Source organism: Nocardia pseudobrasiliensis NBRC 108224, assembly GCF_001613105.1.
GTDB classification, from domain to species: domain Bacteria; phylum Actinomycetota; class Actinomycetes; order Mycobacteriales; family Mycobacteriaceae; genus Nocardia; species Nocardia pseudobrasiliensis.
Window position 1 is genome coordinate 159,644 of sequence record NZ_BDBS01000002.1, and the last position, 14,316, is coordinate 173,959.

At 64.3% G+C, this 14,316-nt stretch carries 12 protein-coding genes and 1 tRNA gene; 6 read left to right on the forward strand and 7 right to left on the reverse strand.

Features of this window, described 5'->3' with window-relative positions; genetic code table 11:
• Positions 1 to 29: 29 nt before the first annotated feature.
• Entirely contained in the window at positions 30 to 1,460 is a 1,431-nt protein-coding gene (locus NP4_RS02030) for an HNH endonuclease signature motif containing protein (RefSeq protein ID WP_067990885.1), read from the reverse strand.
• Between the two features lie 129 nt (positions 1,461 to 1,589).
• On the opposite strand from NP4_RS02030, the gene NP4_RS02035 reads away from it, so the two are divergent.
• Positions 1,590 to 1,662 (forward strand) — tRNA-Ala (locus NP4_RS02035).
• Between the two features lie 612 nt (positions 1,663 to 2,274).
• Here NP4_RS02035 and NP4_RS02040 read toward each other — a convergent pair.
• The gene (locus tag NP4_RS02040) at positions 2,275 to 2,874 is read right to left on the reverse strand and encodes a hypothetical protein (RefSeq protein ID WP_147287821.1); all 600 of its coding nucleotides are present in this window, start codon (positions 2,872 to 2,874) and stop codon (positions 2,275 to 2,277) included.
• 675 nt (positions 2,875 to 3,549) lie between these two features.
• On the opposite strand from NP4_RS02040, the gene NP4_RS42300 reads away from it, so the two are divergent.
• The 5 genes from NP4_RS42300 to NP4_RS02065 all read left to right on the forward strand — a co-directional run bounded on the left by NP4_RS42300 (position 3,550) and on the right by NP4_RS02065 (position 8,773).
• A complete protein-coding gene (locus NP4_RS42300; protein ID WP_245996920.1) occupies positions 3,550 to 3,786 on the forward strand; it encodes an LbetaH domain-containing protein in 237 nt (78 codons plus the stop codon).
• A 288-nt stretch (positions 3,787 to 4,074) separates the two neighbouring features.
• Positions 4,075 to 4,710, forward strand: a complete 636-nt coding sequence (locus NP4_RS02050) for a Crp/Fnr family transcriptional regulator (RefSeq protein ID WP_082875447.1) — start codon at positions 4,075 to 4,077, stop codon at positions 4,708 to 4,710.
• A 51-nt stretch (positions 4,711 to 4,761) separates the two neighbouring features.
• Entirely contained in the window at positions 4,762 to 5,502 is a 741-nt protein-coding gene (locus NP4_RS02055) for a hypothetical protein (RefSeq protein ID WP_067990893.1), read from the forward strand.
• On the forward strand, positions 5,499 to 7,745 hold the full coding sequence (locus NP4_RS02060; RefSeq protein ID WP_067990897.1) for a hypothetical protein: 2,247 nt from the start codon (positions 5,499 to 5,501) through the stop codon (positions 7,743 to 7,745). The genes NP4_RS02055 and NP4_RS02060 overlap by 4 nt, the downstream gene beginning before the upstream one ends.
• On the forward strand, positions 7,742 to 8,773 hold the full coding sequence (locus tag NP4_RS02065; protein WP_067990900.1) for an SPFH domain-containing protein: 1,032 nt from the start codon (positions 7,742 to 7,744) through the stop codon (positions 8,771 to 8,773). The genes NP4_RS02060 and NP4_RS02065 overlap by 4 nt, the downstream gene beginning before the upstream one ends.
• Positions 8,774 to 8,793: 20 nt before the next feature.
• On the opposite strand, the gene NP4_RS02070 is transcribed toward NP4_RS02065, so the two are convergent.
• From NP4_RS02070 to NP4_RS02090, 5 genes are all read right to left on the reverse strand, one after another.
• Positions 8,794 to 9,228, reverse strand: coding sequence for a Pycsar system effector family protein (locus NP4_RS02070; protein WP_067990908.1), 435 nt, complete (start codon positions 9,226 to 9,228; stop codon positions 8,794 to 8,796).
• A gap of 808 nt (positions 9,229 to 10,036) precedes the next feature.
• Entirely contained in the window at positions 10,037 to 10,633 is a 597-nt protein-coding gene (locus NP4_RS02075; protein WP_067990909.1) for a hypothetical protein, read from the reverse strand.
• A gap of 126 nt (positions 10,634 to 10,759) precedes the next feature.
• On the reverse strand, positions 10,760 to 11,908 hold the full coding sequence (locus NP4_RS02080) for a M57 family metalloprotease (RefSeq protein ID WP_245996922.1): 1,149 nt from the start codon (positions 11,906 to 11,908) through the stop codon (positions 10,760 to 10,762).
• 460 nt (positions 11,909 to 12,368) lie between these two features.
• Positions 12,369 to 13,577: a lipase family protein gene (locus NP4_RS02085; RefSeq protein ID WP_067990913.1), complete on the reverse strand. Its 1,209-nt coding sequence runs from the start codon at positions 13,575 to 13,577 to the stop codon at positions 12,369 to 12,371.
• Between the two features lie 106 nt (positions 13,578 to 13,683).
• Positions 13,684 to 14,187 (reverse strand): hypothetical protein, encoded by a 504-nt coding sequence (locus NP4_RS02090; protein WP_067990917.1) that lies wholly within the window; start codon positions 14,185 to 14,187, stop codon positions 13,684 to 13,686.
• Between the last annotated feature and the right edge of the window lie 129 nt (positions 14,188 to 14,316).

Here is a 14,316-nt window from a genome sequence, read left to right on the forward strand (position 1 = left end):
GTGTCCTAGTGATCATGGTGGGGGAGTGGTCAGCGGCCGGGGTTGTCAAGGGCGTAGGGCCGGTCGTCCTCCGGGGTCGCCGTGGCCAGCCCGGGATGTAGCGGCACTTCGCGTTCGAGGGGATAGGTCAGATCGAGCGCGGCCGGATGCGGGACCTCGGTCGACTCGGCGGGCATCGGCCAGGGCAGCTGCGGCGCCTCGATATCGGTGTGCGGGAACAGATATCGTGCGCCCTCGCGCACAGTGGTGTGCTCGTCGCCGCCCGGGCTGGTCCAGTGGAGCCGGTCGGTATCCGTTCGCCTTGTCCGCCAGGCGATTTCGTCTCGGTCCGCGGCCCGTTTCAGTCGGTGGTGGCGCGAACAGAGCACGGCCAGATTGCCGAGGACCGTGGCCCCGCCGCGACCGGGATGTGCACGATCGAAGGGTTCGCTGTGATCGAGGCGGCCCTGGGCTGCGGGCATGGTGCATCCCGGAAATCGACACAGGCCGTCGACGGCACGCACTTCGCGATCCAGCCACAGCGACGGGTCCTCGCGGATGGATTCCTCGGTAGTGGTCGGATCCTCGGCGCGCTCCGGAATCACCTCGAACTCGGCCGATTCCGCGATGCGGCGGGCCAGTTCGGCATCGATCGGACCGTAACCGGCCAGATACGCCGGATCCTCACTCGTGCCGAGCAGACTCGCCGCCGAGACCCCGATCTGGATCAGCGGCCGACGCCGCCCGCCGGTGACTTTCGGTGCGGTGCACTGCTGTCCGCGACCGCATTCACATCGGAGCCGCGCCGCCCCCTCGGCGAGCGCGACCAGAGCGTCGGCCCGGCGCTGCGGCATGGTGCGCGGATCCGCCGGGCAGACCTGAAGACTCATCTCTCGCAAACGCATCGCAACCGTCTGCGCACCGACCGCCGGAAGGAGGCCGTCGAAGACCGCCATTCCGTCGCGCACAGCCTTGATCCGGACGTCGCGTTCGGTCTCGCGCAACTCCCGCCGACGTCGCTCGCCCTCGGGATCCAATCGGGCCACCCAGCGCCCGGCCGTCTGCCGCAGTCGCGCCGGATCGGTCCGCGCCGCGGCCTCGACCAACTTGGCCTCCAACTCCGCCCGCGCCTGCGGCGGCAAGACCCGGGCCGCATCGACCACGACCTGGGCCCGTGCCAGATCGATCCGTCCAGAGGCGAACGCCTCCCGGGTGCGCGGCAACTCGTCGAGCCCCGCCCCGATATCGATCAACACCGCCGCGACCTGTTCGGAAATCTGTACGGCCACCGCCGCCTCGCTGGCCGCGTACTCCCCGGCCCGCACCTCATCCGGCTCCCCGTCCTCCCGCCGCCGTCGATACAACTCGAGCACGGCCAACACCTCGGCCGCCTGCGCAAACGCCGCCGCCCCGTGTGCCCGCCGCAGCGCATCGATCAGCCCCTCGTCGCTCATCGTCTGAAGCTCTCCGGTGTCGAACATGTGTTCGAGACTACCCTTCGAACATCAGTTCCACCAGCCCCGCGACCAGCCGATTTGGATGCGTAACTGCCCGTGGTGTAACTTCATTCAAGCCAACGGGGAGCCCCCCGGAGGCCGAAAAATGAACATGGGGCTATGGCGCAGCTGGTAGCGCACCACACTGGCAGTGTGGGGGTCAGGGGTTCGAGTCCCCTTAGCTCCACAGAGACACGCAGGTCAGGCCCGGCGCTTCGCCGGGCCTGACCTGTTTTATTCAACCCAACCCCGCGTTTATCCCACATTTTCGATGCGGGGCATTCGGGCAAGAAGCCGTTTCGCGGGTTGTCGTAGGTTCGATTCCCCGGCAGGACACGCAAAACATGGGCAACCGGAAAACGCCTGGTTATCGTAGGTGTTTATCCAACGTGACGGCTCAACGCCTGATGTCCCGCCGGGTTAGCTTTCGAAGCCGCTGGCCAATACCCGGTTCGAGCTGGGGAAGCGGAATAGCCCGGACGTAGGTCAACCACGTCTTCTGTCTCTCCGTACACTTCCGGGGTGTCGTCCCCGTGGGCCGCTCCGGGGAGATGGAGCGGGTGGTGGAGCTGCTGGCCGCCCGCGCTGATGAATCGGGCGCAGTGCCGGTCGTGTGTGTCGACGGGCTGCCCGGGGTGGGATACGGGCAGTGGGTCCGTGCAGCCCGATGCGTTATGTCGAGCACGTCTTGCCGTCGGCCCGCGCAGGAAATCGGTCGGGCGTGCAGGCAGCGACGCCGATGACACTGGCCTTGGTGATGCACTAGTACGGGACAGCCACCCAGTTCGCCCGTGTAGTACTAATTCAGCACACCGGGGAACCGCTCGCGAATAGTCCCGTGCTCAGTGGTTTGTTCCGTGTGACCGTTGTAGACGCAGTATTTCTCGCCCTTGAAGAACCACAGCCGCCAATTGTCGAATCCGAATGCGTCGATGTCACGCCAGAACTCCGACGGCAAGTCACTCGAGATGGCCGTTTGGATCTCGCCGTCTGCGCGGAGTGCGTTGCTATCGGCGTTGTAGTACGCAACCCTGTTGCCTTTGAAGAACCACAAATGCTGCCAGTCCTCCCAGCCGAACGCGTCGATGCCGTCCTTGTAGTGGTCCGGTAGCTTCGTGAACTGCTCGATGATCTTCCGATTCTGGCGGGTGTATTGGTCCTTGGCGTTGTAGAAGTGGTAGTACGCGCCGTTGAAGAACCACAGGCGCTCCCAGTTCTCGAACCCGAACGCGTCGATGCCGCTATGAAGTGCCGGAGACAGGCGGGTGAATACCTCGCCGATCGGCTTGCGCTCTCGGACGCGCTTGGTCACCCCGTCGTACAACACACAGTCACGTCCGACGAAGAACCACAGGCGATCCGGGCTCTCCCAGCCGAACGCGTCCACCTTCGCAGCCATCGTGTACGCCTCCTTCTGCTCACAACAAATCCCCCGCCCGCACGGGGGCTCGGCTCACGGACATGCCGACGCTACGGCGAGACCGATCCGCCGAACGCACCGGCGAGGCAGGACAAGCGATAAGCTCCGTTGCCGCGGGCCTTCTCAGGCTAGGCTTCCGCCCACATCGAATGACAGTGGTTCACAACGGATTTCAGATGTCAAGCGTGAATTCGCCTTGGGGGAAGCGTTCTGCAACACAGGCGAATGCGCCTGGCGTCGGCGGGTGAGTGTCCGATCCCTCTCGCGCGGTAGGGGCTATCGGCCGCCAAAACCACCAAGGGGCCATGACCATCAGCAACCTGATCCCGGACACCCGGAACCACGCCGAACACCCGCGCACGGTCACAACAGCGCGACAACCGTAGCCGAAACCGCCACCACCCACCCCACCGAGACAACGCCGAACCAGACCCTTTCGGAGGGTCGGCATCCGATTGCCGCAACCTTTCCGAGCGAATCGTCAACAAGCCTCAGGGCGCTCCCGCGCCAACCCGCGGGCGTGACCGTGTCCGAGTCGGTAGGGATTCCTGTGTGGCCGGGTTCGTCTGTGACGCAACGGTTATCGGGGAGCGCTCGGCGGTGATGGGGGACCTGGTGCACGAGTACACTCGCCCCGATTTGGGGTGGTGGGGCGTGGACGAGGCACCTCCGGTGGTCGAAGCGGATTCGGTGGTCGGGTTCGGTGCTCGTGTGGTCGGTGGTGTGCGGATCGGGCCGCGCAGTTATGTCGCCGCTGGGGCGGTGGTGACCAAGGACGTGCCACCGGGTCATGTCGTGACCGGGATCAACGTCCACACTCCGATCGGCCGGTGGCCGGGGCGACGACTCGGCGCGTTGATCGGCGAATGGACCTCCGCCACCGGGCACTAGATGTACCCGGCCATCAGGTTGGTCGCAGTCGGGAGGTCCGCACAGGCGTGCCATCGGCTGAGGCAGCTTGTCGGGACCTATCAGGATCTGGGGATCCTGTGCGTTATGCGCCCTGTGCCGAGGCATCCGCGGGCAATCTCCTCACCTTGAATCAGCCCGGGGACACGCACTGACCGATTAGTCTGTCGCGGAGTCACCACCGCAGGGCACGGTGGTTTACAAGGGGGAACGACGCTGCGTTTCGACACTCTGCCTCGGTTCGACCGCGCAGACCTGCTGACAGCGGGTGTGCGGCAACGCTGGCCGATCGGTGCGGTGTTGCTACGCGAAGGGGATGTGTCCGATCACGTTCTTGTGATCGAGTCGGGCAGGGTGAAGGCGAGTTCGGCCGCGCCGAGTGGGAGACAGGTCGTGTTGGGCATTCGAGGCCCCGGCGATCTGCTCGGAGAGCTCTCCGCGATCGATGCGGGTATGCGCTCGGCAACCATCACCGCGATCTCTCCGGTCGTCGCGACCACCTTGCAGGGCAGCGCTTTTCGCGCGTTGTTGATCAGCGACGGTGCGCTCACATTCGAGCTGTTGCGCACCGTGGTGACCAGGCTGCGCGAGGCCGATAGGCAGCGCCTGGACTATGGCGCGTACACCGTTACCGAGCGGCTGGCCCGGCTGCTGCTCGAATACGCCCGGCGGTACGGGCGCCCGGAGGCGGATCGGGTGGTCATCGACCTCCCGCTGACTCAGACCGAATTGGCCAACGCGGCCAATGCATCCCGCGAAGCGGTCGCCAAGGCATTCAAATACCTACGTGCGATCGGCGCGATTCGGACGGCTCGGCGTCGGGTGGAACTGCTGCGGCCCGACCTACTAGCCGAAGGTCTGCCGAATGTGTATTCGGACGCAGACACGCGCGGTCCTCGCCGATAGACCTGAAGAACCGCCAGATCAACGGAGACGTCGCACAAATCAGGAGAAGTCATGCCCGAACCCACGCATCAGTCCTTTCTCGTCGTGGATGTCGAAAACTCCGAATCCTTGACCAATGTGCAGAGCGATGCGATGCGCGTGACGCTCAACGGCATCATCGATGGCGCGCTACCACACCCCGCAGCCCTGGTGGCTCGGGAGGATCGTGGCGACGGAGCCATGCTGATATTCGGCATTCCGGTTCTGGACGTCCTCGATCAGGTCGTCGGCGCGATGCTGACCGGCGTGCGCGAGCACAACAGCGCGGCGGGCCCGATGAACTGGCTGCGGATACGCATCGCAGTGCACGAAGGGTATGTCGGCAGGGACGACAACGGTTGGTCCAGCGACGCGCTCACGCTGACGTTCCGGATGAACGCCGCGGAAGCCGCCAAGTACGCACTCGAGCACGCACCGCGCGCGAACTCGGTCGTGGTGGTCTCGGACGTGGTTTTCCGCGGGGTGGTTCGCCATGGTTACCGGGACACAGTCACGCCGGATGAATACGACAGTGCCACAATGCATTTGAAATCCGATACTCACCAGATCTGGGTTCGCGTACCAGGGTATCCCCGGCCGTCGCTGCCAAAACTCGATTCCGCCCCAACAGAATCCGAGAGAGGAGCCATCCAGGGGTCGGGAACCACTGGCTCGGGCCCGGATGCGGCCACCATCCATGCCACGAACTTCATCGGCGGCAACGCGAAGATCGGCACCCAGGTCGGCCGTGACAACCATTACAGGCGATCATGAGCGGCGCCGATTCGGAAACGCCCCAGAATGACCGGTTCGACGGCAAGGAAGTCGGCGATGCCCGACCGCCCGGTTCCGGGTCTCGGGAATCCGTCGGCCCCAGCGGCCAGAACGCCGACGACGCCGCACCGGACAAGCAGGCACAACCGTCCGAGCAGGCTACCGACGACGACCTGCTCGACGACAGCCGTACGGCGGCCGAAAGCATGCACGACGCGGTGGGCTCGATGCGCGGCATTCCCACCGCCGCGAGACATGTGACGATTTACGCCACCAACTTCGTCGGCGGCAACGCGACGATCGGCACCCAGGTGGGCCGCGACAACCACGCTGATGCCACGAACCACCACACCGCGACCCATGGCGCGGTCACCATCGAACGACTCGAGCAGATCCGCCGCACCTTCGCAAAACCGAAGGCCTTTCCGGAGATTCGTCGCAGGATGGACGCGCAGTCGCTGCTGCTGCTGCGCGCACCCGAAGGCTGGGGGCGCACGACCGTGGCACTGTGCGCACTGCACGAAGCGTCCATGACGAGCGTGTACACCCTCGAACTCGACGTGGAACTTCGTTCTTGGGAGATCGAATTCTCCGAACACACCGGATATCTGATGGGGACGTTCGGTCCCGATCAAGCCGCGCACCTGCACCGGTTTCACCTCGAGCGGCTGAGCAAAAGACTGAGCGAGCGGGGCTGCCAGATGATCGTGTTGCTGAACGACGTCATCTGCCTTCCACCCGACCTCGGGGAATTCCTCTTGGATGCAGGCGATCCGGCCGACGCGAAAGAGCTGGTCCACAACCATGCGCGATACCATCTCGACCGCGACCCGGCCGACACGCTCGAACTGCCCGAGGTGGTTGAGCTGCTCGACAGGTACACCCAGGACCGCCCGCCCGCCCACGTTCTCGGGCGACTGGGCAGCGAGTTGGCCGATGTCGCCGCGGGGCGAGCAGAACTCACCGAGATCATCGACCGTCATCTCACGACGATCAGTAACGAGTTCGCGCTGTGGTTCGACGAGCATCTCAGCCCGGAGGCTCGCGCCTTCGCGATCGCACTGGCGGTCTTCAACAGAATGCCGCTGTACATGGTCTCCAACGCGGCCCGCGAGCTGGCTCAGGTCATTGCCAGCGAAGAACAGCCCGACCAGACGGTCGTCTGGCCGGTATTCGGGTCACGCAACAGTGAACTCATCGCCGCAGCGCGGGCGCGGTTGTATCGATCGACCGAGAACGGTGTCTACGGTGAGATCCCAGTCCACGTAGTCGAATTCACCAATCCCAGCTACCCGTGCAAGATCCTCGATCGGGTCTGGCAGGAGTATCACATCGCCCACGAGTTGGTGCGCGATTGGCTGCGAGCACTCGGGAGCAGTCCCGATCTCAGGGTTTGCGCGCGTGCCGGAGTGGCTGCGGGCCTGCTGTCCACCTTCGAGTTCGAGCATGCTCGTCTGGTGATCATCGAGCCGTGGGCCCGCAGCGGCAAACGGTCCGACCGGGTCGCAGCGATGGCCGCGTTGCAGTTCCCGTTCTTGTATTCCGATCTCGCTCCGCTCGTTTCACGAATGCTCGAAGCTTGGTTGCAGCGCGATCAGCCACTGGCGTTGCGAGTCACCGCCGCGCGGACCCTGGGCAGCGAGATCGGCCAGGCGATGCCTGAGACGGCCATTCCACGGCTGCGTCGCGCGGCGCGCAGCACCCGACTCTCACTCCGAATGGCCGTAGCCCTCTCGATGGCCCAGCTGTTCTGGTCGGGCGGCCTCACCGACCGAATCCTGCGCGAACTGTTGTACTGGACCAGGCCTGCGGGCCGTCATCGATTGCGAGACACTGGATTACGAAGCGTGCTGGATCTTAGCGGCTATCGATTGGTGCGGACGGAGCAGAACCTGCACGAGTGGCCGGTGCCACTGTGCCTGACCGGGACAGACCGCGAGGCCATCATCACCCTCTTCGGCCGTCTCATCGAAAGTCCCGAACACCCGCCCGAAACTTACGCGGCAATCCGAGGCTGGGTCGACATCGCAGAGAGTGACCCGGGCCTGCGCGAACCACTCGCAGGCTTCCTGTTCGATCTCGGAAACGCCTTGCAGGACAACGAGCTTCTCCCCTATTACCTGAGGGGATGGGCTGCCGAGCCCAAGGGACCCCGGCGTTCGGTCCAGGACGTACTGACGCTCTTGGATTCGATGCGACAACTCGACACGAAGGAACTCGACTCGAAGGAGCAAACGGAATGAATGCGAACAATCCTGAAGTGCTGATCTACTACTCGGAGATGTCCGTCGAAAGCTGGCGCCGGTTCCGTCCTCAATCGGACGGGTATTGGCTGACCGTCTCACTGGACCGGAACGGCCGCCTGGTGCCGATCGGGCGAAAGCTGAGCGGCCCGTTCGCATCCCGTCCCACCGGCGTGTTCTGGGTGAATGTCGCGGTCCACCACGCATCATTCCAGGTCGAGGTGCCCACTTCCGAGCACACCCTTAACTTCGTCGTCCAGGCCCACCTGTCCTGGCGAATCACCGATCCGGTGCGGGCAATCCGCGACAATGTGCGGGCCGCGGAGCTCGTCTACCGTCCGATCGTCGAACAGCACCTTCGAGCGATGGGCCGCCAGTTCGATGTCGACCGGTTCCTCGACGCCGAGCAGCATGTCAACTCCTTCTTCGCTTCGCGCACCCTCGAATTGGGTTGCGGACTGACTTTGCTGGAATGCCGGGTGCAGCTGCGGCCGGACGCGGAAACCCTCAGTCACCTCCGGCGCCGGACCCTGAACCAGCGGGCTGAGGAACGCCGCCTTGCCGAGCATCACGTAACGCTGCGCGACGCTGAGTTCGAGCACGAGATCGCCAATTTGAAGGGGCAGAATTCCATAGCGCGCGAACAGATCCGGATGGAGCATTACTTGAGCGCACTGCGCGATGGCGATCTCAGTCTGTTCGCGCTACAGCTCGCTTCCCGCAGGGACGATGTCGGCAAGGTGATCGATCAGCTGATCGTTCAGCGCGACGTCAACACGCAGTCCGCGCGGGAGATCATCACTCTGTTGCTCGACAAGGGCATGTTGAACAAGCGGGACGGCGACCAGCTCCTGGCGAAGGTTAACGCGCTCATAGACAGCGCCACCAAACCGACCTCGGTCGCGGGTTCCGATTCGGCACCGGATATCGAGCTGACCGCATCGGCGATCATCGCGGACACAGCGTCGCTCAGCGCACTGGACACCGAGCCGGACGACGAAGAGGACGAGGAAGACGAAGGTGCCTAACACCGTGGCACACGGAACGGTCACCCACCGAGACCGGACAGCGAGGACACGATGAACCAGACCACGAACGCGATCAGGCTCACCGCACTCCATCGCAAAGCCACCGCGAACCTGCGGTATTTGCTGCGGGCGATCTCGGCGAGCATTGCGGTCTCCCGCCACGCGTGATCGGCCAGCACCGCTGCGCTCGGCCGCTCGTCGATCTCGGTAGGAAAGGTCGGGAAGCTGAACCAGTTCCCGGCCCCGGCACCGCGCAGGTCCGGTCGCAGTGTGGCCGCCAGGTACAACATGCACACCAGCAGTGACGCCCCGAGGGTGGCGGCCGCCACGCAGGTGAGCACAGTCGGGTGTGTGCGGGTAGCCGCGATCAGTCCAGTAAGCGCGAATCCGTTCGCGGTCAACAGCAAACCGACCTTCGTATCGGCCGCGGTGATGACGCGGTTGAATTCCGACACCGTCCGAAGTGCCGTGGACAGATCGTCGGCGGGCCCGAGCCGCCCCAGTCGGAGTCTGCAGCGAGCCGCGTTCAGCATTCCAGGTTTCATGTGCTAAGAACACCATTGCGCTGCAACAGTTTCCATGTACAAATGCACACTCGAGGTCGATCTGATCGCGATGTCTCCGACAGGGTCAGGGTCGGCCGGAGTCGCAAGCAGCTCTGTCGAGCGCCATCTCAACGCATCCCGCGGGATCGTCGCGGAACGACGCGCGGTCGGGTCCGGCGGAGCCGGTCTGCCGCAGCTCCACCGTGGCGGTCATCAGTGATCATCACCGGACATCTGCCGCGTGCCGACCGGTTTGATTCGAATCTCGGGACCTTGGACCGTGAGGGGATTCGGGTTGTGAGGCGTTAGGCCCACATAGATACGCAGGTCAGGCCCGGCGAATCGCCGGGCCTGACCTGTGCTATTCGACCCAACCCCGCTGATCTGAGTTCGCATCTATAGCGATCCAGATGGATCGGCATCTACCTGCTTTTTGTTTCCGATGGCAATCCCGAAGCTGCCCCGGATTACCTGCCGAATCCCAGTGTTACGGACCATATATGGACCATCTGATGTCGTCGCTTTACGGCGACGTTCTTCGTCGTTCCGGTTTGTCCAAGCATGGCCGAGGCCGAGGCGATCATGTTGCGCGAGCACGACCGCCGTTTCGCCAAGGACCTGCCCGACATTGGATTCCGATGGGAGCCCGACAGTCGGTTCGTCGGGCGAGTCGATGTGTTGACCGAGTTGGCGGCACTCCTTGAATGTCCTCGAGCCATCAGCGTCCGGGGATGACCGATGCCGGAACGGATGGTGATGGCGTGCCCGGTGAAGGTGTATGCCCAGGTGATTCGGGGGTGCTGGGTGCCGACGGAGGTGGCGTCGACGGAGTGGCCGGCGCCTGGGGCGGGCGCTTGTCCCCGAGGGGGATTTGGTGGGCGATCGAATCCCGCATTCTCTGGAGGGTTTCCGGTTCGGCCGTGCTGCGGTTACGCAGCGACGATTGCACTGCCTGCAGTTCCGCCGGGGTCAATTCGACGTCGCCGATGCGGGGTGCGACGGTATACCAGTTCTTCTCGGGCAGGAATCGGGTGGCGAACAGGTAGCTCTTGCCCGCGGAGATCAAGGGATCATTGTCTACGAGCACGAGTTCTCCTTTGCCCGTGACATAGCCGCCTTGCTGGTTCACCGTGACGGAGTCGGGGAGTTCTCCTTTCAACGCCTTGATCATCGTCACGCGGAATTGGGTTTCGGGCAGCGTTGACATGCGGGTGTCGGTGCCGGACTTCTCCACGACCGTCCCGACGAAGATCGCATCCGCCCAGCCCGCCAGCTGGCGCTGGTCACCGGGGTCGAAGGCCCACGAGGGCTCCATGATTGTTGTCTGTACCCCGGGGTCCAAGGTGTCGGGGGTCGGGCCGCAGGCCACGGCTACCGCGCAGGCTGCCGCAGACACGGCGGTCGCTGCCATGGCCTTCCAGATCGTTTTCCGGTTCATTGCCTACCCCCACAACTGACGGTACGAGTCGATGTCGATCGGGCCGAGCTCGGTGTTGTCGTCGGTGTAGGCCGTCATGATCTGTCCCTGGCAACTGTGTTTCAGGCCGACCGCGTGCCCGAGCTCATGGATTGCGACGTGCCGGTTTTCGGCGTCGCTGTTGCTATCCATGAAGTGGGTGTTGAACATGATTCCGTCGTGGGTGGCGCCACGCGTGTATTGCCCTTCCCAGGAGACGTCGGGCAGGTTGATATCTGTTATTTCGAGTTTTTCCTCGGTACCGGCGGGAACGTCCGTGGTGACATTGATGCGGCCCAGGCTGTTCCAGGTGCTGACACCGGTAGCCAATGCCGACCCGTACTTCGTTTTCGATTTGATCGTCATGCGCCGGTAGGTCACGTCGACGGAGTTGTTCTTGTCGGTCAGCGGGCCGACACCGGAGGTGATCCAGCCCTTTTCGAAGTACTGGCACTGGCCGACGTAGCCGCCCTTGCCGTTCACGTTTCCGCCGCCGACCTCGTCGGAGGAAGGATAGCCGTAGCGGCCGTTCTCCCATCCCGCTTGCACCCACTGGTCACGGATCGCTCCCCAGACCGGATGGACGCCGGTGCGCGATGAGTAGTACAACTCGCCACCCTGCATGTGCTGACCGGCACCGCCGTCGCGCGCGCGGAACTCGTCGCTGGTCGGGAACCCGAGCTGGCCGTTCTCCCAGCCGAGCGATTCCCACTTGTCCCGAATCAATCCCCAGATGTTGTGCGCGTCGGTCGCGCCCGACCAGTAGATCGACCCGCCCTCGAAGTGGTTGAATGCTCCCGGCTTCTGGGGTGTCGGGGTCTCTCTGGTGGTCGGATACTTCAATGTCCCGTTCTCCCAGCCGAGTTCCCCCCACTTGTCCCGAATCCTACCGCCGATCTGATGGGCGTGACCGTTGGTCACCAGGGGATGCCAGTAGATGGAGCTGTTCTTCTCGAAGGCCTGCCAGCGACCTCCGCGTCCGGCATCGGATTCAGGGTTTGTCGCGTTGCCGAAGAAATCGAACCCACCGGCCTCGTCGTACTCGACCTTGATCGCCCCGCCGATAGGGTAGGGCGGATCAGCCGGTCGGGCCGCTGCGCCCGCGGGATCGAAAGCGAGCACGGTGATCGCCACGAGGACCGAGGCGGCACGGACCACACGGGTCCGGCGCCGCCGATCGCGTCTCGGGTGCTGTCGACAGGATGTCATAACGTCCCCCTCATTGCCCCTCGCCAGGAGAAGATCATCCTCGAGCGTTGAAATCCACACTGGCTCAAGGTGATTGACTGCGATCATCATGCTAAACGAACGATCTACCGGAGCTGCCGATAATCTGCCGAACGGAATGAATCGCCCCATGCACCCTGTCGGCTACCCCTAGTCGGCGTGCCGATCTCGCTGTGGCAGCCGCAGAGGTCCAGTTGGGTGGGTATATCGCGACGTAGATCCGTCAGAGTCGCCGTGCTTGTATCCGTTCGCAACCATTTTCACCGCTCAGCGATGGAGACACGTTAGTGCTGGTGAGTTGGCGGGGTTCGAGGGACGAATCGGGAGCCGTGCCGAGCTTCCTGATACCAGCCGCGCGGGCGAGTTCTCAGGACTGGTTGTGCAGTTGTTGTGCGACCCAGTCGATAGCCCAGTCGGCTGTCGCTGGGTCGTTGTGGTCGACGGGGCCGACATGGTCGTCGACATTCGTGCCGAGCTGCCGCATGTGTGCCACCGCGGCGGTTGTCCACTCCGGGAGTATGAGCGTGTCTTCACTGCCTCGGGCGATGAAGGTCGGCAGAGTGTGAGGGGAGCGAGGTAATGCGTTGTCGGAGAGGAAGGTTTGGAAATCGGTGCGTGCGCGAGGAGTTGAGAACGACACGTCGGAAGGGCGTGCCAGAGCCGCGATCGCGGCTTTCTGCGGGTTGTCGACGGTGGTGCATTGCAGCAAGGTCGATGCTCCCGCGGCGAGTACGCCGTGCACGACCTCAGTCGGGGGCAGCGATGGGTCTGTCGAGGCGGCGACCGCGGCGGCCACCAGCGGCATCCCGGCTTCTTGGCTGAGTGTCAGTCTGCCCTGGTCGATCAAGTCCGGCATGGCGGCGAGGTCGAGCGCGGGGGAAGCCAGTGCCAGGGCGCGCAGCCGTAGTTCCGGAGCGTATCGCGGGGCCATCTCGGCTGCGGATTCCGCGGCGTGGCCCCCTTCCGAGATACCGAGAAGCGTTGTCGTGGTAGCGATGTCGGAAGTCAGCTGCCGTACCGCGCGAATGGAATCCAGGATGTCGGCGCCGGCGACGGCCGTGTTGAGCGCCGGATGCGGCCCCGGGGTGCCCAACCCCTGGTAATCGGTCATCACCACCGCCCAACCGCGCCCGATGAGTCGTTGCACTACGGGCAGGGACCCGTACATGCTCGGGTCCGCGGAAGGCGCGCACTGTTCGAGCATGCCCGCGAAGCCGTGGCCCAGCGCGATCAACGGCCAGCCCTCCCGGGGTTTCATACCGGCGGGCGTGAGGTAGACGCCGCTGACCACCGCTGGTTTCCCCGCGAGGCCAGTGGAGCGATAGACGAATCGCCTCGCCTCGCCGACCGTCGATGCGAGCTGGGGATCCAGGTGATCGTCGGGACCGGTCTGAAGCAGGGTTCCCGCGGCGACGTCCGACGCGGGGGATGCGCAAATCTGGGGCGCGGCAATCACATGCGCGAAACCGATCGCGCCCGCTGTCAGCAGTGCCGCCGTGAAGGGGCGGCCTGGCTTGCGGCGGCCGAGGTGGAGGAGGCGACGCATTTCCGCTCCGATCCCGCTATCAAATTCCATATGGAATCAATATTGTTGTGGATCATCCTTCCCACGGCGGCGCCCACTGGTCAATATGGAAAGCCAGTGCTCACTATCACGTCTGCCGCAGCTCACTCGATCCGCGCTACTTGCCTTCTTTCACTCCCGACCGCCGGTCCAGTTGCTGCTTCCGGGTGAGCGCCCGAGCCCGGTACGGACCGCGGGTGCCGAGGGCGGGGATGGCTGCGGCGAGTCGTCCACCGATCTCGAGCAGTAGTCGGCCGATGGGTACGGCTGTTCCGTTGCACCACAGGATGTTGCGGTCGATGGAGGCGTAGGGGCCGACTCCGATCCGAATGCTTGCCGGCCGCAGAGCAAAGGCCCTCTTGCCGGTGGAATCGCTACCGCTGGCGCGGGTCTCGCTGCGCACAATATCGCGCTCGGCGTCGTCGGAGCGATCGCATGCGTATTGACCTTCTATGGACCGTGCTGGACTCTGACACCGCGGCGGCAAGCGCGTCGCTGGCAGCGCTTCCTCGCAGACCATGGCGTCCTCGATCTCGCCTCGTCGGAACTTGCGGTCGATACGAACTCTGAGCGATGGCCTGCCCGGCTCGATTCGGTCATCGAATACCTTGTGCGCGAACAACTCCCGGACATCGTTACCGCCTGCCGCCCCGATCGATAGCTGCCGTGCTCGTGGCGGTGCGCATGACCGGTCCGGCCGCGAGTGTGCTGCTGCGCGACCCGATCGACGACGGGGACTCGGACGATCTCA

What these genes read in the sequence shown, in the direction of transcription:
- NP4_RS02030 (WP_067990885.1), bottom strand. Translation starts at nt 1,460, where the DNA reads ATGTTCGACACCGGAGAGCTTCAGACGATGAGCGACGAGGGGCTGATC.
- NP4_RS02040 (WP_147287821.1), bottom strand. Translation starts at nt 2,874, where the DNA reads ATGGCTGCGAAGGTGGACGCGTTCGGCTGGGAGAGCCCGGATCGCCTG.
- NP4_RS02055 (WP_067990893.1), top strand. Translation starts at nt 4,762, where the DNA reads ATGCCCGAACCCACGCATCAGTCCTTTCTCGTCGTGGATGTCGAAAAC.
- NP4_RS02060 (WP_067990897.1), top strand. Translation starts at nt 5,499, where the DNA reads ATGAGCGGCGCCGATTCGGAAACGCCCCAGAATGACCGGTTCGACGGC.
- NP4_RS02065 (WP_067990900.1), top strand. Translation starts at nt 7,742, where the DNA reads ATGAATGCGAACAATCCTGAAGTGCTGATCTACTACTCGGAGATGTCC.
- NP4_RS02075 (WP_067990909.1), bottom strand. Translation starts at nt 10,633, where the DNA reads ATGGAGCCCTCGTGGGCCTTCGACCCCGGTGACCAGCGCCAGCTGGCG.
- NP4_RS02085 (WP_067990913.1), bottom strand. Translation starts at nt 13,577, where the DNA reads ATGGAATTTGATAGCGGGATCGGAGCGGAAATGCGTCGCCTCCTCCAC.